Raw genomic sequence first — 21,409 nt, forward strand, 5'->3', positions numbered from 1 at the left:
GGCCGCCGGCTGCGGGCCCGGCCGGCGGGCTCACCCCGCGGTCAGACCTCCGCGGGGTCGATCAGGAAGTCGGCCTCGTCGGCGATCTCCCCGCCGACCGCGGCGTGCAGCGCACGCGCGACCGCCTGGATCACCGGGGCCGCACGCGTGCGCGCCACGCGGTGCTCGAGCGACGGGCGCTCGACCTCGAGCTCCTCGATGAGCAGCGGCTCCCACCGCACGCGGTAGGCGACCACGCGGTCCTGCGTCCACGGCAGACCGCGCAGCAGCGGCGGGAGGTCGGTCTCCTCGGAGACCTCGACGTACACCGTGCCGTCGACCCCCAGGTCCACCAGGACGCCGAACGACTCCGCCGCGGGCGGCGCCGCGAGCATGAGCTCGTCGAACGCGGCCGCCTCCATCATCAGGCGCCGCCGCTCGTCGGCGTCCAGCACGCCGTGCTCGCGCAGCGCGTCACGCAGGCCCGTGCCGCCGGGCTCGGGCATGCCGGCCACGACGTGCCCCTCCTCGCGGCCGGCGCCCGCCATGGGGCCGTTCCACTCGCGCGACGCGACCGACAGCCGCGCGCGCGGCGCGACGCGCTGGACCATCGCGAGCGCCTCGGCGGGCTCGACCCAGCGATCGGTGAACACCGTGAGGTCGATCGCGCTCTCCATGTCCGGCACCAGCACCACGCCGGTCTCCCCCGTGCGCACGGCACCGCCCAGGCGGCGCGCGGCCGCGACGAGCCACAGGAGCACGCGCTCCTCCTCGCGCACCGGCAGGCCTTCGGGGAACGCGCGCTTGAGGCCGTGCCGGTCGCCGCCCGGGTACGGGCGCTCGCCGCGCTCGCGCGAGCACGCGACGTCGAACACCGTGACCGTGGACGCGGGCAGCCCGAGCGAGACCGCGTCCTCCGGCGCGACCGCGTACGGACCCGTGAGCGTCGAGTGGCGGGACAGCCGCAGCAGGCGGGCGGCGGGCCGCGCGCCGGACACGCGCAGCCCGAACGCCGCGGTCAGCGGGCGGCTGCGCTGCGTGGGCGTGTCCCCCGCGGGCTCGACCCAGCGCGCGTTGAGGAAGCGGCTCGCGGCGAGCACCTCGACCTCGTCGGGCTCGACGCCCTCCGGCAGCGCGAGCAGGTGACGGCTGCGCAGCCCGGGATCGGCCGCGAGCGGCAGGCGCGGGAGGTCGGCCGCCACGGGGTCAGACCTCCGTGCGGTGGAAGCTCTGCCAGGAGCGCGACGCCGTGGGCCCGCGCTGCCCCTGGTACCGGGACCCGTACCGCGCGGAGCCGTAGGGGTGCTCGGCCGCCGAGGACAGCCGGAAGAAGCACAGCTGGCCGATCTTCATGCCCGGCCAGAGCATGATCGGCAGCGTCGCGACGTTGGACAGCTCGAGCGTGACGTGACCCGAGAACCCGGGGTCAACGAAGCCGGCGGTCGAGTGCGTGAGCAGGCCCAGCCGGCCCAGCGAGGACTTCCCCTCGAGCCGCGCCGCGACGTCGTCGGGCAGGGTGACCTGCTCGAACGTCGAGCCCAGCACGAACTCGCCGGGGTGGAGCACGAACGCCTCGCCCGCAGCCACCTCGACCAGGCGCGTGAGGTCCGGCTGCTCGGCCGCCGGGTCGATCACGGGGTACTTGTGGTTGTCGAACAGCCGGAAGAAGCGGTCCAGCCGCACGTCGATGCTGGAGGGCTGGATCATGGCGGGGTCGTACGGCTCGAGGCCGACCCGACCCGACTCGAGCTCGGCCCTGATGTCACGGTCGGAGAGCAGCACGCGCCCACGGTAGTGCCCGCGCCGGGCCCCCGTGACGCGCGGACCACGGCTCCGCGCGGGTGATGCGGAACTGGGTGGTGCCAGGAGCCCGGATGCGCGGCTATAGTCCTGTCTCGTGAGGCGCATGGGAGCGCTCTCGCACCCACCCTCAGGGGGTCGACGACACGCATCGGGCGCACTGCAGCGCCGCAGCCTGCGTCCGGCCCCGTGAACGAGCACCGCGAGAGGCACCTCCATGCGTTACGGGCACTTCGACGACGAGGCACGCGAGTACGTCATCACGACGCCGCACACGCCGTACCCGTGGATCAACTACCTGGGCTCGGAGCAGTTCTTCTCGCTCCTGTCGCACCAGGCCGGCGGGTACTCGTTCTACCGCGACGCCAAGATGCGGCGCCTGACGCGGTACCGCTACAACAACATCCCCGCGGACGCGGGCGGCCGGTACCTGTACGTCAACGACGGCGGCGACGTGTGGACCCCGTCGTGGCTGCCGGTCAAGGCGGACCTGGACCACTTCGAGGCGCGGCACGGCCTGGGCTACTCGCGCATCGCGGGTGAGCGCAACGGCCTGCGCGTCGAGACGCTGTTCTTCGTGCCCGTCGGCGAGAACGCCGAGGTCCAGAAGGTCACCGTCACCAACACCTCCGACGCCTACAAGAGCGCGACGCTGTTCTCGTTCGTCGAGTTCTGCCTGTGGAACGCCCAGGACGACCAGACGAACTACCAGCGCAACCTGTCCATCGGCGAGGTCGAGGTCGAGCAGGACTCGCCGTACGGCTCGGCGATCTACCACAAGACCGAGTACCGCGAGCGCCGGGACCACTACGCCGTGTTCGCGGTGAACACGGCCGCGGACGGCTTCGACACCGACCGCGACACGTTCGTCGGCGCGTACAACTCGCTCGGCGAGGCCGCGGTGCCGTTCAAGGGCGAGTCGGCCAACTCGGTCGCGTCCGGCTGGTACCCGATCGGCTCGCACTCCGTCTCGGTCTCGCTGGCCCCCGGCGAGTCGCGTGAGCTCGTGTACGTGCTCGGCTACCTGGAGAACCCCGACGAGCAGAAGTGGGCGGACGACGCCCACCAGCTCATCAACCGCGAGCCCGCGCACGCGCTGCTGAGCCGGTTCGCGACCTCGGAGCAGACCGACGCCGCGTTCGCCGCGCTGCAGCAGCACTGGACGCAGCTGCTCTCGACCTACTCGGTGAGCTCGACCGACGAGAAGCTGGACCGGATGGTCAACATCTGGAACCAGTACCAGTGCATGGTCACGTTCAACATGTCCCGCTCGGCGTCGTTCTTCGAGACCGGCATCGGCCGCGGCATGGGCTTCCGCGACTCCAACCAGGACCTGCTGGGCTTCGTCCACCTGATCCCCGAGCGCGCGCGTGAGCGGATCATCGACATCGCCTCGACGCAGTTCCCCGACGGCTCCGCGTACCACCAGTACCAGCCGCTGACGAAGCGCGGGAACAACGACATCGGCTCGGGCTTCAACGACGACCCGCTGTGGCTGATCGCGGGCGTCGCGGCGTACGTCAAGGAGACGGGCGACTTCTCGATCCTCGACGAGCCCGTGCCATTCGACAACGAGCCCGGCACCGAGGTGCCGCTGTTCGAGCACCTGACGCGGTCCTTCGAGTTCACGGTCACGCACCGGGGCCCGCACGGCCTGCCGCTCATCGGGCGTGCGGACTGGAACGACTGCCTCAACCTCAACTGCTTCTCCACCACGCCCGGTGAGTCCTTCCAGACCACCGAGAACCAGGAGGGCGGCGCTGCGGAGTCCGTCTTCATCGCGGCGCAGTTCGTGCTGTACGGCGAGCAGTACGCGCAGCTCGCGGAGCGCCGCGGCCTGGCGGACGTGGCGACGCGCGCCCGTGGCCTCGTCGAGGAGATGCGCGCCGCGGTGCTGAGCGACGGCTGGGACGGCCGCTGGTTCCTGCGCGCGTACGACTACTACGGCAACCCGATCGGCACCGACGCGCACGACGAGGGCAAGATCTGGATCGAGCCGCAGGGCTTCGCGGTCATGGCCGGGATCGGCGTGGGCGAGGGCCCCGCGGACACCGACGCCCCCGCGGTGCAGGCGCTCGACGCGGTCAACGAGATGCTCGCGACCGACCACGGCATGGTGCTGCAGTACCCGGCGTACACCACCTACCAGGTGCACATGGGTGAGGTCTCCACGTACCCGCCGGGGTACAAGGAGAACGGCGGGATCTTCTGCCACAACAACCCGTGGGTGATCATCGGCGAGACGGTCCTGGGCCGTGGCGCGCGCGCGTTCGACTACTACAAGCGGATCACGCCCGCCTACCGGGAGGACATCTCCGACGTGCACCGGCTCGAGCCGTACGTGTACGCGCAGATGATCGCGGGCAAGGAGGCGGTCCGGCACGGTGAGGCCAAGAACTCGTGGCTCACGGGCACGGCGGCGTGGAACTTCGTCACGGTCTCGCAGCACCTGCTGGGCGTCCGGCCGGACTTCGACGGGCTCGTCGTCGACCCGCAGATCGGTCCCGAGGTCCCGTCGTTCACGGTGACGCGCGTGGCGCGCGGCGCGACGTACGAGATCTCGGTGACGAACTCGGGTGAGGACGGCGCACGCGGCTCGCTCGTGGTGGACGGCACGCCGATCGACGGCAACCTGGTCCCGTACGCGCCCGCCGGCGCCACGGTCCGCGTCCAGGTCACGGTCTGACGTGAGCACGTCGGAGCGCACCGACCCCCGCGTGGCGACGCTGCGCTCCGACGTGTGGGAGCTCGACGTGCTCCCCGGCACCGGGGCGTCGATCGGCGCGGGCCGCATCCGCACCCCCGACGGGGTGTGGCGCGACCTGCTGCGGCCCACGCGCACCGCTGCCGGGCTGGGTGAGCCGGAGAAGTGCGCGAGCTTCGTCATGATCCCGTGGTCCAACCGCGTCGCGGGTGGGCTGCTGCGCTTCGGCGGCCGCACGTGGCGCCTGCAGCAGAACGCGGCGGACGGCACCGCGATCCACGGCACGGTCCGGTACGTGCCGTGGGACGTGACCGCGCGCTCCGAGAGCGCGATCTCGCTCGAGCTCGACACGGGCGAGTTCGTCGGGATGAACTTCCCGTGGCGGTTCACCACGCGCGTGACGTACGCGCTGGACGGTCCGGTCCTCACGGTCACGACGAGCGTGCGGAACGTCGACGACGAGGCCTTCCCGGTCGGGTTCGGCCACCACCCGTACTTCCAGCGCGCGCTGGTGCCCGTCGGGCAGCCGGTCCCGCAGGACAGCCCCGGCCCCGTGCTGGAGATCCCCGCGCACCGCAGCTACGCGCTCGAGCACGCGCTGCCGAGCGCGGCCGCGGTGCCCGTCGCCGCGCGTGCGGACTTCCGTACGCCGCGGCGGCTCGGGACCGGGCTGGTCGACGACGTGCTGACCGGCTTCGAGCCCGGCCGCCCCGTGCGGCTGCAGTACGACGAGCCGGACGTGACCGTGGAGCTCACGCAGGACGCCGTCTTCGAGCACATGGTGGTCTACGCCCCCCGTGGCCGGACGTACTTCGCGGTCGAGCCCGCGACCAACGTCAACGACGGTGTCGCGCTGCACCAGGCGGGCGTGCCCGGGACGGGCGTGCTCGTGGTCGAGCCCGGCCAGGAGGTCGCGGGGACGTTCTCGATCGCGGTGCACGCAGCGGGCTGACGCAGGATCACCCGGACGGCGCACGCCCCGGGTTCGGCGCGGCGGTGTCCGGCATGTGAGGATTGACCGCTCAACGACCAGGGGAGAACTCTCATGCGCGCCATCCATCGGATCGTCAGCGCCGGCGCCGCCGCGGCACTGGCCCTCACGCTCACCGCCTGCGGTGGTTCGGACGACACCACGCCCGACGACGCGCCGTCCTCGGGCGGTGCCGTCGCCACCGAGCCGGCCGACGACGAGACCTCGGAGGCGCCCGAGCCCTCGGGTGACGAGCTCACCGCCGAGAACTTCGCCGACGTGCTCGCCGCGTCCGTCGCCGACGGCGTCTCCTACCGGATGACCATGGAGATGACGAGCGACAACGCCGACGTGTCCTCGACCAGCGAGGCCGAGGTCGAGATGCTCGACGGCAGCCCGGCCATGCGCATGACGTCGACGTCGATGGGCATCGAGACCGAGACGATCCTGCTCGACGGCGTCTACTACATGAACCTCGGCGAGATGACCGGCGGCAAGTTCCTCAAGATCGACGCCTCCGACCCCGACAACCCGTTCGCGGAGTCGGTGCAGGGTCTCGACGACGCGGCCGACCCGGCCAAGAGCATCGAGGCGTTCAAGGACTCGATCGAGTCGCTGGAGAAGGTGGGCGAGGAGGACGTCGACGGCGTCCCCACCACGCACTACCGCCTGGTGGTCGACAGCAGCGCGATGTCCGAGCAACTGGCCGGCCTGACCGGTGGCGAAGGCACCGCGCCGTCCCTGCCCGCCACGTTCGACTACGACATCTGGGTTGACGGCGACAACCGCCTCGCCAAGATGGAGACCGAGGTCATGGGCTCGACCGTCGTGACCACGTACTCCGACTGGAACGACTCCAGCATCAAGGTGACCGCTCCCAGCGCGGACGAGATCACCACCGAGGACCCGTTCGCGTCGCTCGGCGGCAGCTGACGCACGCGTCGCGAGGCGGGGTCGGCGTGCGCGCCGGCCCCGCCTCCTGCGTCCGGGCGGCGAAGTCCCCCACCAGCCGCCCCGCGACCTGCGACGATCGTCGGGTGACCGGCACACCTCGACGAGCCCGCGCGCACCTGGCCCTGGGCGTGGCCGTGACGTGCGCCCTCGTCGCGTGCGCGCCGCACGACGACGTGCCGCGCGAGTCGCGCCGCGGTTCCGCACCCACCGCGGGCGCTCCCGCCCTGCTCCCGGACGGATCGCCCGCGCTCACGACCGCCACGTTCCTCGACTCGATCCGTGCGCGCATGGCGGACGACGTCCGGTTCCGCGTCGCGCAGTCGAAGTCGGTCGCCGAGGGGACCGACGTCCTGCAGGCCGAGGTCGTGAGCGTCGACGGCACGGCGGCCACCTCGGTGCACCACACGCCGCCCGACGGCGTCACGTACGACCAGATCGTCGTCGACGGCACCATGTACGTGCGGATCGAGGGGGAGAACGACGACCGGTACGTCGTGCTGGACCTCGCCCGGGCAGCCGCGGAGCACCCCGAGGTCCCCGCGCCCGACGCGCCGACCGCGCTGCTGGACCCCTTCGGCTGGGCCGAGGGCGCACTGCTCGACGTGGAGTACGTCGGCATGGACACCATCGGCCGGCAGGACGTCGCGCACTACCGGTTGCGTCTCGAGACCGACGCGCTGCTCGCCGACCTCGCCGAGGACCCGGACGGACCGGCCCCCACGCGGTCGGCGGGCGAGCCGCCGACCGTCACCGTCACGTGCTGGCTGGACGTGACGGGGCTGCCGATCCGCTCCACGCTCTCGTTCGAGGGCCGCCGGAGCACCACCACGTGGTCCGGCTGGCAGGACCCGTCGATCGAGATCACTCCCCCGCCCGCGGACCAGCTCTCCGACGTCGACCCGTTCGTCGACGCCGCGGGCGTCTGACACCGGCGCCCACCGCGGCGCTACCCGGACGAGCCCAGGCCGAGCGTGAGGGTGCGGCCCCACTCGTGCGTCGCGAACGTCTCGAACCCGAGCCGCGTGTAGAACGCGATCGCACCGGTGTTGCGCTCGCTGACGCCCAGGTGCACGCCGGGCACGCCCCGCGCGCGCAGCGCGTGGGCGAGGGTCCCGATCAGCCGTCGGCCCCAGCCCTGGCCCTGCAGGCGTGGGGCCAGGTCGATGTGCAGGTGCGCGGGGAAGTCGGCGTACTGCGGCAGGGGGTCGGTGGGCCAGTCGTGCAGGCGGTCCACCAGCACGTGGTCCTGGCTGCCGTCGCCGGGGTCGGGCCGCCGCGGGTGCTGCGCGCGCAGCACCGGCCACCAGTGCTCGTCGAGCCAGCGCGCGAACCCGAGCGAGTCCGCGGTCGCGACCACGTAGCCGCCCACACCCTCGTCGTCCGCGACGACGAACGTGAGCGTGGGGTCGGCGACCGGGTACGGGCCCGCGTACAGGTGGCCCAGCAGGTCCGGGTCCCGGTACAGGCCGGTCGCGTCGCCCCCCGCGTCACCCGTGATCAGGCACAGCCGGTAGAGCCCGGGCACGTCGGCCGGGTGGAACGGCCGGATCGTCGGCGCCATCCCCCGATCCCACCACACCCCCGGCCGCCCGCCGCCCGGTCACGCGTGACCATCTCCACCCGCACAACCCCCGACCGCAGCGAACCCACCCCGCGCTCCCCACCCGGCGGCGCGACGGGAGGCGCTAGTGGGTGGAGACAGTCACGGTGGGCGTGACCATCTCCACCCACTACACGCCAGACCGCGGCGACCACACCCCGCCCGCGCGCCCCCGGTCACGGCCGGAGGCGCTCCGCCCTCCCCACCCGGCCGCGCGGGCGGCGGAGCTCGTGGGTGGAGAAGTGACCATGTCCACCCACAGCGGCTGGGACGCGGGCGAGCCGGCGGGCTGAGCGGAGCGGGTCCGGTCAGGTCGGGTCGGCGAACCTACGCACTAGTAACTTACGGTTGCGTAGGTTAACGTCTGCACATGAGCACGTCTCCGGCCGTCGGATCCCCCGCCGTCGTCCACGCCTCACCCGTCGCGTTCGACACCGTCCCGCACGAGCCGCTCACGGCGGCCCTCGACAGGGCCGCCTCCGAGCACGGCGCGCGCATCGCGGTCGACTTCCTGGGAGCCACCACCACCTACCGCGAGCTGGCCGACGAGGTCGCCCGCGCCGCGGGTGCGCTCCTCGCGCTGGGCGTGCAGCGCGGCGACCGCGTCGCGATCGCGCTGCCCAACTGCACGCAGCACCTGGTCGCGTTCTACGCCGTGCTGCGGATCGGCGGCGTCGTCGTCGAGCACAACCCCACCTACTCGGCCGACGAGCTCGCGCACCAGCTCGCGGACTCCGGCGCGAGCGTCGCGCTCGTCTGGACCAAGGCCGTGCCCGCCGTCCTGGCCGCGCGTGAGCGCACCGCGCTGCGCACGGTCGTCGCGGTGGACCTGGTGCACGACCTGCCCCGGCACTCGCGGTGGGCCCTGCGTCTGCCCGTGGCCAAGGCGCGCCGCACCGCTGCGGCCATGCGCGGACCGGTGCCCGCGGACGTGCCCCTGTGGCACCGCCTGGTCCACGCCGCTGCGCCGCTGCCCGCCGACCACCCCACGCCTACGCCCGAGGACGTCGCGCTGCTGCAGTACACGGGCGGCACCACGGGCACCCCCAAGGCCGCGGTGCTGACCCACCACAACCTCGTCGCGAACGCCGAGCAGGGCCACCTGTGGACCCGCCATGCGCGCGGCCAGGAGGTCGTCTACGGCGTGCTGCCGTTCTTCCACGCGTTCGGGCTCACGCTGTGCCTGTCCTACTCCGTGCGGATCGCCGCGACGCTCGTCGTGCTCCCGTCGTTCGACCCCGCGCTCGTGCTTGCGGCGCAGCGTCGCCGCCCCGGGACGTTCCTGCCCGCCGTGCCGCCCATGCTGGACCGCCTGGTGACCGCCGCCGCGGCCGCGGGCGTCTCGCTGCGCTCGTTCTCCCGCGCGATCAGCGGCGCGATGGCCCTGCCGCCCGCGACCGCGCAGCGCTGGGAGCAGGCCACGGGCGGACTCGTGGTCGAGGGGTACGGCATGACCGAGACGTCGCCCGTGGCGCTCGGCAACCCGTTCGACTCCTCGCGTCGCCCCGGCGCGCTGGGCCTGCCGTTCCCCGGCACGCAGGCGCGCGTGGTCTCGCAGCAGGACGTGACCGCCGACGTCGCACCCGGCGAGGCGGGCGAGCTCCTGGTCCGCGGGCCGCAGGTGTTCACGGGCTACTGGAACCGGCCCGAGGAGACCGCGGGCCAGCTCCTGGCCGACGGCTGGCTGCGCACGGGTGACGTGGTGCGCGTCGACGAGGACGGGTTCGTCCTCCTGGTCGACCGCATCAAGGAGATGATCGTCACCGGCGGGTTCAAGGTGTACCCCTCGCAGGTCGAGGACCACCTGCGCACCATGCCCGGCATCGCGGACGTCGCGGTGGTCGGCGTCCCGGGCGGCGACATGGGCGAGTCGGTCGTCGCGGCCGTCGTCGTCGCCGACGGGCACGACGTCGACCTGGCCGCGGTGCGCGAGTGGTGCGGCCAGCGCCTCGCGCGGTACGCGGTGCCGCGCCGCCTCGTCGTGCTGCCGGACCTGCCCCGCTCGCAGGTCGGCAAGGTGCTGCGCCGCGTGGTGCGGGACCAGGTGCTGGCCTCCCCCGCGGCCTGACCCGCGGTCGCGTTCGCCCGATCGGACGACGCGCTCGACGAGCCCCCGCTGGGAGCGTGCTGACATGCGCGTGCGCCCGCCCCTGGTGATCGTCGGCGTCGGCCTCGTGGCCGGCGCCCTCGCCGGGGTGCTGGGCGCGCAGGCGTTCGCCGACGACCCCGCCGCACCGGCACCGGGTGCCGCACCCTCCGCCCAGGGCCGGGTCGCCTCGCCGGCCGGCACGCACTCCGCCTCGCCGTCCGGATCGCCGTCCGGTTCGCCGTCCGCCGAGCCGTCGGCCACGTCCGACGAGACCCCGCCCGGCTTCCGGACGACCGCGCAGCACCTGCTGCCCGATCTCGCTGCCGCGGTGGCGTCCGCGGGCACGTTCACGTTCACGATCGAGCTCGGCGACGAGACGCCCCCCTTCACCGGCGCCGCTCGCGTCGTCGGGACGCGGAGCGACGTCGTGGCGGAGATGCACGAGGGACCGGACCACGTCGAGATCCGGCTCATCGGCGACGACATGTACGCCTCGATGGGCGCCCTCACCGGGGGCGGCTGGGGCCACGGCCCGCGCGGGTTCCCCGCCGACCCGTTCTCGGGTGTGTACGCCCAGCTGGTCGAGATCGCCGACCTCGCCGCGGTCCTGGCCGACGCGCAGCCCGGGGTCGTCTCGGTGGGCCCCGCGGGCGACCCGGAGTCGGTCGGCGGGTTCTCCGCGACGCCGTACGACGTGGTGATCGACATGAGGAGGGCCTCCGGCTCCATCCGGGCCTCGTACGAGCAGAACCTGAGCTCCAGCAGCGAGTACGACCCGATGTCGACGATGCGGCTCTGGGTCTCGGGCGACGGCCTGGTCCGGCGGCTCAGCGACCCGGACTCCGGCGGCGGCATCACGTACGGCGACTTCGGTGAGCCCGTCGAGATCGAGGCGCCCGAGACGTTCACCGAGATCGAGTACACGCACTGATCGAGGTTCGCGTCCCCGCGCGCGGCCGGTATGCTGTCGGGGCCGACCACGGCCCGTCGCGGGTCACGGGACGGCGACGCGGGTGTAGTTCAATGGTAGAACTTCAGCTTCCCAAGCTGATGGCGCGGGTTCGATTCCCGTCACCCGCTCCGAGATGGACGCACAGGTCGCAGACCTCCCGGGGGCGGTGCGCACGATGAGTCAGGCCGAAGCCCTCCCGGTACCCGGACCGGCTCCCTTTGCGCTCGTGGGCGTCGAGTACGTCAAGCACGTGGCCGCACTGGTGTGCGCGGGGGCCGTCCTGCTCGTGGGCCCGCTCGGCTCGAACCTGGCTGACGGTTGGGACGCCGAGAGCGCCCTCGGCCTGCTCCGGCTGGTCGCAGGGCTCGCCGTGATCGCGCTGCTCGGGCACGCGCTGCCCGCGTGGCGGCTCGGGAGGGTGAGCTGGCCGCGTTCGCTGGCGGGGCTGCTCGCGGTCTGGTCTGCCGGGGACGTGGGCACGGGCGTCATCGACGGCTCCGGCACGAGCGCCGGCGAGCTCGTCCTGGGCCTTCTCGTCGTCGTCCTGCCCGTCACCCTCCTCGCGCTCGGGCTGCGTGCACTGATCCCCCCGTGGCGCCCCGACCCCCGCCTGCGCCCCGACGCGCCGCGCTGAGCTGCCGGTCTCGGCGGAGCCGCCGCGGCGCGCGTAGACGCGTTGAGCCCTCGCCGCCGCGGTCGCCTGCAGCCCCGAGCTCATCCCGCTGGTCACGCGCGGGGGCGGCTGACCAGCGCCCCCACGACGCAGCGCGGTTCCTCCACCACCGACTCGACTGTTGCCACGTGCTCACGTTCCGCTCTGCAAACTGTCTAGATTCAGACCTGCAAAGTGTAAGGTCAGACGACAGGTGCGACGAGAGGGGTGCCCGTGGAGTACCTGCCCCGTGTGCTCGACGACCTCCTCGCGGCCCGCCTCACGTCCGCGGGCGCCGTCCTCATCGAGGGCCCGAAGGCCTGCGGCAAGACGCGGACGGCGCAGCAGGTGGCGCGCAGTGCCGTGCATCTCGACCGCGACGAGGCGTCCCTCCATGCGCTCCAGGTCGACCCAGCACTCGTCCTGGCCGGTGACCCACCGCAGCTCGTCGACGAGTGGCAGCTGGACGGCACACGGGTCTGGAACCACGTCCGCGCCCAGGTGGACCTCCGCGGCGCCCCGGGCCAGTTCATCCTCACCGGCTCCGCAGTCCCCGACGACGACGCCCGTCGGCACTCCGGCGCGGGCAGGTTCGCGCGGCTCCTGATGCGGCCGATGAGCCTGTACGAGTCCGGCGACTCCGACGGCTCGATGTCCCTGCGCGCGCTGCTCGCCGGCGAACGTCCCCACGCACGCGCAGGCGCGATGACCGTCCCGGGGATCGCCGAGCTCATCGTCCGCGGCGGTTGGCCTCTCAACCTCCGGATGGGAGCGGACGCGGCCGCCGCCGCGAACCGCGACTACCTGCGCACGGTGGCCGAGATCGACCTGCCGCGCATCGCGGGGCCACGGCGCGATCCTGCCCGCGTCACGAGGTTCATCCAGGCGCTCGCCCGCAACACGGCGATGGAGCACGTCGTCACCAGGCTGGCCGCCGAGGCCGACGGCGACGACGTCTCCGTGTCGCGTCTGACCGCCCACGAGTACCAGGACGCGCTCACGCGGCTCATGCTCCTCGAGGTGCAACCTGCGTGGTCCACGCACCTCAGATCGCGTGCGCGACTGCGCGACCGCCCCCGCACCCACCTGATCGACCCGTCGCTCGCCGCGGCAGCGCTCGACGCGACGCCCGAGAGGCTCCTGCGCGACCTCAACACCCTCGGCCTGCTCTTCGAGTCGCTCGTGGTGCGTGACCTGCGCGTGTACGCCGACGCGGCCGACGGTGCGGTTCATCACTACCGGGACTCCGACGGGCTCGAGGTCGACGCCATCGTCGAAGCACGGGACGGTACGTGGGGCGCGTTCGAGGTCAAGCTGGGCGCAGGCCAGATCGACCAGGCGGCGAGCAGGCTCCTCAAGTTCGCCGAGAAGATCGACACCGCGAAGGTGGGCGCACCCGCGGTCCTCGGCGTCGTCACGGCGAGCGGGTACGGCCTGACCCGCCCCGACGGCGTGGTCACCATCCCGATCGGCGCCCTCGGGCCCTGAGAGCGCCGGCGGCCTGAGCCCGTGGAGCAGCCGATCGACGTGCAGGCCTACCTGGCGCGCGTCGAGTCCGACCCGCGCTCGGTGCCGAAGGCCGCGAGCCTGGGTCTGGGCTACGTGATCAAGATGCACCGGCCGACTCGTCGACCACCGCGGTGTTCCAGTCCGCATTCGACGAGTCCGCGCGCGGGGGCTCGCGCATGTACGACTGGCCCGCATGCTGGCACGCCGTGTGGACCGTGGTGCCCCGCTCCCCCGTGACGCCCGTGGGCGGGGTCCGGTGGCGGGTGCGCGTCCAACGCACGTCGCGCGAGCGCCTCCAGTACTGGGTCGCGGTGACGAACGAGACCGACCAGGACGTCCAGGTCGAGGGCCGGTACGAGGTGCTCGCGACCGTCTGAGACGGCCGAGCCGCACGGGAGGAGCACGAACATGCAGGTGCGCGCGCGGGCGCCGGGCTCAGAGGCGGAAGGCCGTGATGGTCCCGGCCATCTCGCCCGCGAGGTCCACCACGCCGCCGATGTGGTCGTCGACCTCGGCCAGCGCATGCGAGCTCGCGGCCGCCGCGTCGGCCACCGCGCCGATGCTCGCGGCGATCTCGCCCGCGCCGAGTGCCGCGTCGGCGACGCCGCGCGACATCTCGTTGGTCGTCGCGGTCTGCTCCTCGACCGCCGACGCGATGGTCATCTGGTAGTCGTTGATCGACGCGATGATCTGCGCGATCTCGTCGATGGCCGCGACGGCACCGGTCGTGTCGCGCTGGATCGCGTCGACGCGGCGCGCGATGTCCTCGGTGGCCTTGGCGGTCTCGTTCGCGAGCTCCTTGACCTCACCGGCCACGACCGCGAAGCCCTTGCCGGCCTCACCGGCACGTGCGGCCTCGATGGTCGCGTTGAGCGCCAGCAGGTTCGTCTGCTCGGCGATCGTCGTGATGACCTTGACGACGTTGCCGATCTCCTGCGAGGAGACGCCCAGCTTGGCGACGGTCTCGTTGGTGGTCGCCGCGACCGCGGTGGCCTGACCCGCGACCTTGGCGGCCTCGGTGGCGTTCTGCGCGATCTCGCGGATCGAGGCACCCATCTGCTCGGCACCGGCCGCGACGGCCTGCACGTTGCGGGACACCGCATCCGCCGCGGCGGCGACGACGCCGACCTGCGTGGACGTCTCGTGCGCGGCGCGCGCACCCTCCGTGGCCGTGCCGCGCAGGTGCGCCGCGGTGCTGCTGGTCTGCTCGGCGGTCCCGGCGACCTTCCCCACGAGCTCGGCGGTCGCGGAGATCGCCTGGTCCAGCGCGGAGCCGGCGAGCGAGATCTCGCCGCCGCCGGTCAGGCCGGTGCGCTGCGTGAGGTCGCCGGCCGCGAGCGCGAGCGCGACCTCGCGGATGCGCGTCGCGGGGCCCGCGACGTCACGCGTCACCTTGCGTGCGGCGTACGCGGCGAATAGCGCGCACAGCACGCCGAGACCCACCAGCAGCTGCGTGCCGCGCTCCTGCGCGGCCCGCTGGTCGGCTCGCAGCGCGTCGACACGTGCGCTGGCCGAGGCCTGGATCTCGTCCGCGAGCGTGATGACCTCGTCGTACGCGGCTCCCGCGGAGCCGGAGTTGATGAGCTCGAGGGCCGCGCGGTAGTCGTCCTGGTCGCCGGTCTCCAGGAGGGCCACCACATCGTCGTCGCCCGCGAAGAACTGGTCCCAGGCGTCGTCGAGCGCGTCGAACGCGGCCTGCTCCTGCGGCGTCGCACCCGTGGTGTCGACGGTCGCGAGCCACGTGCGCACGTCCTCGTTCATGGCCAGCAGCGACGAGCGGTTGTACGCGTCGGCCGCGAGGCCGGCCTCCGGGCCGACGGCCGCGACGTCCGCGACCACGAGGCCCTGCCAGCCCGTCGCGTCGGCGATCTGGTAGCGCGCCTCCTCGGACAGGCGCAGGATGCGGTCCGCCTGCGTGGTCCGGTCCGCGTAGCCGCGCTGCGTCTGCGCCGTCACCACGCCCAGGCCGATCGCGACGACGACCAGCGCCGTCATCAGGCCGAAGACCGCGTACATCCGCAGCCCGATCGACTGCCCGCGCCAGCCGCGCATCATGCTTCCCGTCTCGTCGAGGTCGGGCGACAGCCCGCTCGTCCCGCCGATCGGACGCGGGGTCCCGCGGCTGAGCGGACCGGCGTGTGGCGGGCGCCACAGCGGTGGCGGCGAGGGGGCCGCCCACGTCCCCCGACGGTCGGCCCCCTCGCATCGGGTGCGCAGCCCGAGGTCGCCAGTCTGGCTATAACCGACCTATCAAGTCAAGATTATGGCCTCGCGACCCCGGTGACGGCTCACCATGCGAGACGCCGTCGGAACGCACGCCCCGTGCTGCACACTCGCGGTGTGATCGACGTGCTCTCCTCCGGCCCCGGGGCGGGAGCGCGCGCGGACGGCCCCTGGCACTGGCTCCCGCCGGACGCGACCGCCCCCACCGACGAGGAGCTGCGCCGGGCCCGCGCCGACGCCGAGTCGCTGCTCGCCGACCACGGCGTCACGTACGGCGCCGAGGACGAGCACGGCCCGTGGCGTCTGGACCCCGCGCCCGTCGTGGTCGACGAGGACGAGTGGGCGCGCCTGGAGGCCGGGCTGGTGCAGCGCGCCGAGCTCCTGGACGCGCTGCTCACCGACCTGTACGGCGCGCGGCGCCTGCTCACCGACAGCCTGCTGCCGCCCACGTCCGTGGTCGCGCACCCCGGGTTCCTGCGGGCCGTGGACGGCGTGCGGCTGCGCGGCGGACGTGAGCTGGTGCTGGCCGCGACCGACCTGGCCCGCGGCGACGACGGCGGCTGGTTCGCGCTCGTCGACCGGACCCAGGCGCCGTCCGGAGCGGGCTACGCCATGGAGGGTCGCCGCGTCGTCGCGCAGGTGCTGGCGGGGCTCTACCGTCAGACGCCGATCCAGCGGCTCGGACCGTTCTTCCGCGCGCTGCGCCACACGCTGTACGACGTCGCACCGCCGTCCGCCGACGAGCCCCGCGTCGCGCTCCTGACGCCCGGGCCCGGCAGCGAGACGGCGTTCGACCAGGCGTACCTGGCCTCCATGCTCGGCCTCCCGCTGGTCGAGGGCTCCGACCTGGTGGTCCGCGAGGGACGGCTGTGGATGCGCGCGATCGGCGGCGCCGAACCCGTCGACGTGCTGCTGCGCCGCGTGGACGCGCCGTGGTGCGACCCGCTCGACCTGCGCACCGGCTCCCGGCTCGGTGCACCCGGGCTGGTCCGCGCGGTGCGCGCCGGCACGCTGTCCGTGGTCAACCCGCTCGGCTCGGGCGTGCTCGAGAACCCCGCGGTGCTCGCGTACCTGCCGCGGCTGGCGCGCACCGTGCTCGACCAGGACCTGCTCCTGCCGTCCGCGCCCACGTGGTGGTGCGGCGAGCCCGCGGGCCTCTCGCACGTCCTGGCGCACCTCGCCGAGCTGGTGCTGCTGCCCCCGTCGCGTGAGGACCGGGCCGTCCTGGGCTGGACCCTGGACGCCGACGAGCGCGCCGCGCTGGCCGCGCAGATCGCCGCGCAGCCGTGGCGCTGGTCCGGGCAGGAGCGCGTGGGCGGTGGTGCGGTGCTGGACGTGACCGCGCGCGGCACGCAACGGGGCACCGGTGTGGGGGTGCTGCGCACGTTCGCGGTGGCGCACCGCGGCACGTACACGGTCATGGCGGGCGGGCTCGCGCGCGTCGCGGACGGACCCGTCGTCTCCTCCGCGGCCGGGGCGGTCGCCAAGGACGTCTGGGTGCTCACGGCACAGGCCGACCCGACCCCCGAGCCCGCGGACGTCGCGGGCACCGGTGCGGTCGCCCGACGCGGCCCCGTCGGCATCTCCCCCCGCACCGCCGAGAACCTGTTCTGGCTGGGCCGGTACGCCGAACGCGCCGAGGACCAGGCGCGTGACCTGCGCGTCGTCGTCGACCGCTGGGACGACTTCCACGGGCGGCCCCGCTCGTCCGGCGGGCGCGCGCTGGCCGTGCTCGTCGCCGCGCTGCACGACCCGGGCGCGCCAGGACCCGGGCCCTCGCTGCGGGACCTCGCGCTGGACCGGTCTCGGGCGCAGTCGGTCGCGGGCGCGGTGCGCGGCATCGGCACCGCGGCCGCCGCCGTGCGTGACCAGCTCTCGACCGACACGTTCGGCCCGCTCGCGCGCATCGAGCGCGCGCTGCGCGCCGAACGCGCGCGCCTGCGCGTGCCCGAGCCGGACGCGCTCGACCTGGGGGCCGCCGCACCGCGGCCCGGTGCGGCCGCCACGGCCGGGCTGCGGCCGGTGCTGGACCGCACGCTCGAAGGGCTGCTGGCGATCGCGGGCATCGTCGCCGAGGGGCTGGTGCGTGACGCGGGCTGGCGCCTGCTCGACGCGGGGCGGCGCATCGAGCGCGCGCAGCACGTGGTGGCCTCGTTGCAGCGCACGCTCGTCGACCTGCTGCCCCGTCCGGTCGAGGCGCACGTGGTCGACTCGATCGTGCTCGCGCACGACTCGTCGATCACGTTCCGCCGGCGCTACGCCGACGACGCGGGCGTGCCGGCGGTCCTGGACCTGCTCGTCGTCGACCCCACCAACCCCCGGTCGCTCGCGTTCCAGCTCGCGCGCCTGCAGGAGGCGCTCGCGGGCGTGCCCGTGCGCTCGCGCAGCACCGAGCAGCGCGACCGTCTGCTGACCGACGTCGTGGACCTGGTGGCCGAGCTCGACCCGGTCGCGGTGTCCGTCCCCGACGCCGACGGCCGCCGCACGCGCCTGGCCGAGCTGCTCGAGTCCATGCAGTGGCGGCTGCTCGCGGTCGCGGACGAGGTCGAGGCCGTGCACTTCGCCCGCCCCGCGCAGGCCCGCGCGCTGGACGACCCGTGGGACGCCGGCGACGAGGAGGACGCGCCGTGACGCGCACGTACGACCTGGTGCACCGCACCACGTACACCTACCCGCAGGAGGTCACCGACTCCTACGGCCGCACGACGACGACGCCGCGCGACGTGCCCGGCCAGGCGGTGCTGCACGCGCACGTCGAGGTGGACCCGGCGCCCGCGGACACGGCCACGCACGTCGACTACTACGGCAACCGCACCACGTACTACGGCGTGACCACGCCGCACACGCGCCTGGTCGTGACCGCGCGCTCCACCATCGAGGTCAGCCGCCCGCGCCCCGAGCCGACCGCGCTGCCCGACGTGGCCTGGGACGACACGGCCCGTTCGGTGGCGTCCGGCGACCAGGCCGCCGCCGCCGCGCCCGAGATCCTCGTCGCGCTGCGCGAGATGGTGCTGCCGTCGGCCCACGTCGCGTTCGTTGACGCGGTGCGCACGTGGGCCGCCCCCACGTTCACGCCGGGGCGTCCGCTGGGTGAGGTCGTCGTCGAGCTGTGCCACCGGATCCGTCACGAGCTCACGTACCGCACGGGCTCGACGACCGTGCACACCACGCAGGCCCAGCTGCTGGCGCAGGGTGCGGGCGTCTGCCAGGACTTCGCGCACCTGATGATCGCCGCGCTGCGCGTGCACGGCGTGCCGGCGCGGTACGTGAGCGGGTACCTCGAGACGCAGCCGCCGCCCGGCCGGGCCAAGCTGCGGGGTGCGGACGCGTCGCACGCCTGGGTCTCGGTGTGGCTGCCCGGCGCCGGCTGGGTGGACGCCGACCCCACCAACGACCAGCTGGTCGACGACCGGTACGTGGTGCTCGGCTGGGGACGCGACTACCACGACGTGCCACCGCTGCGGGGCGTGATCTTCACCGAGGGCTCGGGTTCGCGGCTCACGGTGCAGGTGGACCTGGTGCCCGCGGGATCGCCAGCGTTCACCTGAGGAGCGCGCCCCGGCTCAGCGGTGCTGCACCGCGCGTTCGGCCAGCTCCTGCGGCCCGACGACGAACCCGCCCGCGTCCACGACCGTCCCACCGGCGGCCGCGTGCAGCGCCGCGGCCACGCGCGCCACGGTCGGAGCCACGCGCTGGCGCGCGATGTCCGCGAGCGCCGAGCCCTCCTGCTCGTCGGGTGCGGTCCACGTGATCCGGTACGCCCACGGGCCGTAGTCGCGCCAGCTCAGCGTCGAGAGCACCACCGGGACCTCGGTGGACCTGCTGGTGCGCAGCGTGACGTCGCCGTCGTAGTCGAACGCCGCGGTGACCGCGTACGTCTGCGGCCCGGGCGCATCGGGTCCGGGTGACGGGGTGACGCGCGCGCCGACCATCGCGGGCCGGACCAGGGGAAGCACGTCCGCGAGCGTCAGCGGCACCGCGGACCACAGCGTGAGTGCCACCACCGAGCCCGGTTCGGGCGCCATGACCTGCGCGCGCTGCGCGGGGACGACCAGCCCGCCCGTCCGCCGTGCCGCGGCGACGAACCACGCGCGCACCTGTGACGACGCCTCGCCGTCGAGCGCGAACAGGTCCAGCGGGCCGGGCACCCGCAGGCCGTCGCGGGCCGTCTGCTCGTCCAGGGGGTGCGGACCCGCGAGCGCGGCGTCGTCGGTGAGGCGCAGCCGGCCCGGCTGCGCGGGCACCTCGTCCTGCACCACCAGGCCCCGGAACCGCGCACCCGTCATGGGGCGGCTGCTCGCGGCGACGGCCGCCACGGGGTCCTGCTCCCACGCCGCACCCGGGAACCAGGCGCGGGCCAGGGCCTCGACGTCGCGCCCCGGCGGGAGTCCGGCGGGCAGTGCCAGGACATGACGACCGTCGTGCTCGGCAGGAAGCGCGGCATCCATGACGGGACCCTAGGCCCGGCGTGTTACCCCCACATTGCCGCCCCCACCCCGCCGACCTGGTACTTGTCCGCCAGCTCGGCGGGGGGTGGCCGGGGGGTGGGGCGGCGGTTGTGCACCGGTTGTCCACAGGGGGCACGCCTGGGATATCCACGGTGTGGGTAAGCCTGTGGACAAGTCCGAGGGTCAGAGGACGAAGACCGCCGCGAGGAAGCACGCGTAGCTCGCGCCGCCCGCGACGGCGAGCGTCTGCGAGAGCCGGTCCCAGCCCGGGCGCCGCGCCGCGTTCAGCAGCGCGGCCGCCAGGAGCGCCCACGTCACGGTGTGCGCATGCTCGACCACCGCACCGCGCAGCCCGTCGGCCTCGGGCACGTCGACACCGTCACCGACGGTCGCGAACACCACCGCGACCACCAGCGCACCCGCCCCGCCCAGCACGTACGGCCAGCGACGCGCTGCGGCCGGCGCGGCAGGACCGGGCGCGGCGGGACCCGGCGCGGCGGGGTCCGGCACCGTCAGGCCCGGACGTCGTGCAGGTGGTGGACCACGTCGTGCAGGAAGTACTGGCCCAGGGTGCGGACCGTGAACACCGACCCGTTGGAGCGACGGCCGGTGCGGTCCCACGCGTCGCCGGGGACCGCGTCGAACCGGTCGGCCGTCGCATCGGCCGCGACCACGAGCTCGTCGGCCACGACCGTCGGGTCCTGCAGGTCGTACCGGTCCTCACGCGCGGTGGCGTCCTGGTCCCAGTTGGCGAACAGCGGGTCGTCGTGCTCGAGCATGAGGTCCAGGCGCTCGCCGAACAGGCGGAACACGTCCCGCACGTGCGCGCCGTACTCGAGCGGCGACCACGTGGTGGGCGCGGGGCGCTCGCGCGCGTCGGCGCGGTGCAGCGCGGAGACGTACCGCGGCGCGAGGTCGCGCACGGTCGCGCCGATCTGTGCGGGCTCCACGTCCGACGCGGTGAACCCGCACTCGTCGCAGCGCTCCTGGAGCACCCAGGTCCAGTCCTTCTCGTCGGGCACGATCGGGTCCGCGTCGCTCATGGGCAGCACGCTAGCAACGACGTCCGGGCGCGCGTCAGAGGGTTCCGGCCGCCAGCAGCTAGGCGTACTCGTCGTCGGACAGGACACGGGACCGGATGAGGAACCGGACCCCCTCAGGCGCCTCGAGCGAGAACCCCGCACCGCGGCCGGCCACCACGTCGATGGTCAGGTGGGTGTGCTTCCAGTACTCGTACTGCGCGCGGGTCATCCACACCGGGACCAGTCCGCCGTCGCCCAGGTCCAGGTCCCCCAGGTGCACGTCCACGTCACCCGTGAGGAACTCGCCCGCGGGGTAGCACATGGGCGACGAGCCGTCGCAGCACCCGCCGGACTGGTGGAACATCAGCTCGCCGTGCTGAGCCCGCAGCGAGCGCAGGAGCTCCGCCGCCGCCGGGGTGACCGCCACACGTTCGACCATGCCGCCATCTCCTTCGTCGTGCACCGCGTCCGGCCGGACACAGGTCCGTGGCCCCGCCGCCGCGCGTC

19 protein-coding genes and 1 tRNA gene are annotated in these 21,409 nt (G+C 73.9%); 12 read left to right on the forward strand and 8 right to left on the reverse strand.

The features are described from left to right. Positions 1–41 precede the first annotated feature (41 nt). On the reverse strand, positions 42–1,181 hold the full coding sequence (locus tag CELGI_RS15380) for a hypothetical protein (protein ID WP_013885062.1): 1,140 nt from the start codon (positions 1,179–1,181) through the stop codon (positions 42–44). Between the two features lie 4 nt (positions 1,182–1,185). Continuing rightward, positions 1,186–1,761, reverse strand: coding sequence for a dCTP deaminase (dcd, locus tag CELGI_RS15385; protein WP_041574232.1), 576 nt, complete (start codon positions 1,759–1,761; stop codon positions 1,186–1,188). A 235-nt stretch (positions 1,762–1,996) separates the two neighbouring features. On the opposite strand from dcd, the gene CELGI_RS15390 reads away from it, so the two are divergent. The 4 genes from CELGI_RS15390 to CELGI_RS15405 all read left to right on the forward strand — a co-directional run bounded on the left by CELGI_RS15390 (position 1,997) and on the right by CELGI_RS15405 (position 7,333). Next, on the forward strand, positions 1,997–4,465 hold the full coding sequence (locus tag CELGI_RS15390) for a GH36-type glycosyl hydrolase domain-containing protein (RefSeq protein WP_013885064.1): 2,469 nt from the start codon (positions 1,997–1,999) through the stop codon (positions 4,463–4,465). A gap of 1 nt (position 4,466) precedes the next feature. After that, positions 4,467–5,435 carry an aldose 1-epimerase gene (locus CELGI_RS15395; protein ID WP_013885065.1) on the forward strand — a complete coding sequence of 323 codons (969 nt, stop codon included), beginning with the start codon at positions 4,467–4,469 and terminating at the stop codon, positions 5,433–5,435. Between the two features lie 93 nt (positions 5,436–5,528). Continuing rightward, positions 5,529–6,386, forward strand: coding sequence for a LolA-like protein (locus CELGI_RS15400; protein ID WP_013885066.1), 858 nt, complete (start codon positions 5,529–5,531; stop codon positions 6,384–6,386). 104 nt (positions 6,387–6,490) lie between these two features. Next, on the forward strand, positions 6,491–7,333 hold the full coding sequence (locus CELGI_RS15405) for a hypothetical protein (RefSeq protein WP_150104768.1): 843 nt from the start codon (positions 6,491–6,493) through the stop codon (positions 7,331–7,333). 20 nt (positions 7,334–7,353) lie between these two features. On the opposite strand, the gene CELGI_RS15410 is transcribed toward CELGI_RS15405, so the two are convergent. Then, positions 7,354–7,968 (reverse strand): GNAT family N-acetyltransferase, encoded by a 615-nt coding sequence (locus tag CELGI_RS15410; RefSeq protein ID WP_013885068.1) that lies wholly within the window; start codon positions 7,966–7,968, stop codon positions 7,354–7,356. Positions 7,969–8,377: 409 nt separating this feature from the next. On the opposite strand from CELGI_RS15410, the gene CELGI_RS15415 reads away from it, so the two are divergent. From CELGI_RS15415 to CELGI_RS15440, 6 genes are all read left to right on the forward strand, one after another. Then, on the forward strand, positions 8,378–10,075 hold the full coding sequence (locus tag CELGI_RS15415) for an AMP-binding protein (protein WP_013885070.1): 1,698 nt from the start codon (positions 8,378–8,380) through the stop codon (positions 10,073–10,075). Positions 10,076–10,139: 64 nt separating this feature from the next. After that, on the forward strand, positions 10,140–11,027 hold the full coding sequence (locus CELGI_RS15420) for a hypothetical protein (RefSeq protein ID WP_013885071.1): 888 nt from the start codon (positions 10,140–10,142) through the stop codon (positions 11,025–11,027). A 78-nt stretch (positions 11,028–11,105) separates the two neighbouring features. Continuing rightward, positions 11,106–11,176, forward strand: a tRNA-Gly gene (locus CELGI_RS15425). Positions 11,177–11,223: 47 nt separating this feature from the next. Further along, a complete protein-coding gene (locus CELGI_RS15430) occupies positions 11,224–11,682 on the forward strand; it encodes a hypothetical protein (protein WP_150104769.1) in 459 nt (152 codons plus the stop codon). Between the two features lie 252 nt (positions 11,683–11,934). Continuing rightward, positions 11,935–13,188 (forward strand): ATP-binding protein, encoded by a 1,254-nt coding sequence (locus tag CELGI_RS15435; RefSeq protein ID WP_013885073.1) that lies wholly within the window; start codon positions 11,935–11,937, stop codon positions 13,186–13,188. Between the two features lie 152 nt (positions 13,189–13,340). After that, positions 13,341–13,586, forward strand: a complete 246-nt coding sequence (locus CELGI_RS15440; RefSeq protein WP_013885074.1) for a hypothetical protein — start codon at positions 13,341–13,343, stop codon at positions 13,584–13,586. A gap of 58 nt (positions 13,587–13,644) precedes the next feature. Here the strand turns inward: CELGI_RS15440 and CELGI_RS15445 are convergent, their stop codons facing one another. Further along, positions 13,645–15,264 carry a methyl-accepting chemotaxis protein gene (locus tag CELGI_RS15445; RefSeq protein WP_013885075.1) on the reverse strand — a complete coding sequence of 540 codons (1,620 nt, stop codon included), beginning with the start codon at positions 15,262–15,264 and terminating at the stop codon, positions 13,645–13,647. 285 nt (positions 15,265–15,549) lie between these two features. Here CELGI_RS15445 and CELGI_RS15450 point away from each other — a divergent pair, with 285 nt between their 5' ends. Together CELGI_RS15450 and CELGI_RS15455 are read left to right on the forward strand one after the other, a co-directional pair. Beyond that, the gene (locus CELGI_RS15450) at positions 15,550–18,063 is read left to right on the forward strand and encodes a circularly permuted type 2 ATP-grasp protein (RefSeq protein ID WP_041574235.1); all 2,514 of its coding nucleotides are present in this window, start codon (positions 15,550–15,552) and stop codon (positions 18,061–18,063) included. Continuing rightward, complete coding sequence (locus tag CELGI_RS15455) at positions 18,060–18,980, forward strand: transglutaminase family protein (RefSeq protein ID WP_013885077.1); 921 nt, start codon at positions 18,060–18,062, stop codon at positions 18,978–18,980. The genes CELGI_RS15450 and CELGI_RS15455 overlap by 4 nt, the downstream gene beginning before the upstream one ends. Before the next feature lie 15 nt (positions 18,981–18,995). On the opposite strand, the gene CELGI_RS15460 is transcribed toward CELGI_RS15455, so the two are convergent. From CELGI_RS15460 to CELGI_RS15475, 4 genes are all read right to left on the reverse strand, one after another. Next, positions 18,996–19,880 (reverse strand): hypothetical protein, encoded by an 885-nt coding sequence (locus CELGI_RS15460; RefSeq protein WP_013885078.1) that lies wholly within the window; start codon positions 19,878–19,880, stop codon positions 18,996–18,998. Between the two features lie 183 nt (positions 19,881–20,063). Next, entirely contained in the window at positions 20,064–20,390 is a 327-nt protein-coding gene (locus tag CELGI_RS15465) for a hypothetical protein (protein WP_013885079.1), read from the reverse strand. A gap of 2 nt (positions 20,391–20,392) precedes the next feature. Then, positions 20,393–20,923 carry a DinB family protein gene (locus CELGI_RS15470; RefSeq protein WP_013885080.1) on the reverse strand — a complete coding sequence of 177 codons (531 nt, stop codon included), beginning with the start codon at positions 20,921–20,923 and terminating at the stop codon, positions 20,393–20,395. A gap of 58 nt (positions 20,924–20,981) precedes the next feature. After that, entirely contained in the window at positions 20,982–21,341 is a 360-nt protein-coding gene (locus tag CELGI_RS15475) for a DUF779 domain-containing protein (RefSeq protein ID WP_013885081.1), read from the reverse strand. Positions 21,342–21,409 lie beyond the last annotated feature (68 nt).

Origin of the sequence: Cellulomonas gilvus ATCC 13127, from assembly GCF_000218545.1 — a bacterium.
Taxonomy (GTDB): domain Bacteria; phylum Actinomycetota; class Actinomycetes; order Actinomycetales; family Cellulomonadaceae; genus Cellulomonas; species Cellulomonas gilvus.

Excerpts from the sequence above, each read along its gene's own strand:
- CELGI_RS15390 (WP_013885064.1), top strand. The coding sequence starts at position 1,997 with ATGCGTTACGGGCACTTCGACGACGAGGCACGCGAGTACGTCATCACG.
- CELGI_RS15400 (WP_013885066.1), top strand. The coding sequence starts at position 5,529 with ATGCGCGCCATCCATCGGATCGTCAGCGCCGGCGCCGCCGCGGCACTG.
- CELGI_RS15410 (WP_013885068.1), bottom strand. The coding sequence starts at position 7,968 with ATGGCGCCGACGATCCGGCCGTTCCACCCGGCCGACGTGCCCGGGCTC.
- CELGI_RS15415 (WP_013885070.1), top strand. The coding sequence starts at position 8,378 with ATGAGCACGTCTCCGGCCGTCGGATCCCCCGCCGTCGTCCACGCCTCA.
- CELGI_RS15420 (WP_013885071.1), top strand. The coding sequence starts at position 10,140 with ATGCGCGTGCGCCCGCCCCTGGTGATCGTCGGCGTCGGCCTCGTGGCC.
- CELGI_RS15430 (WP_150104769.1), top strand. The coding sequence starts at position 11,224 with ATGAGTCAGGCCGAAGCCCTCCCGGTACCCGGACCGGCTCCCTTTGCG.
- CELGI_RS15445 (WP_013885075.1), bottom strand. The coding sequence starts at position 15,264 with ATGATGCGCGGCTGGCGCGGGCAGTCGATCGGGCTGCGGATGTACGCG.
- CELGI_RS15460 (WP_013885078.1), bottom strand. The coding sequence starts at position 19,880 with ATGGATGCCGCGCTTCCTGCCGAGCACGACGGTCGTCATGTCCTGGCA.
- CELGI_RS15470 (WP_013885080.1), bottom strand. The coding sequence starts at position 20,923 with ATGAGCGACGCGGACCCGATCGTGCCCGACGAGAAGGACTGGACCTGG.
- CELGI_RS15475 (WP_013885081.1), bottom strand. The coding sequence starts at position 21,341 with ATGGTCGAACGTGTGGCGGTCACCCCGGCGGCGGCGGAGCTCCTGCGC.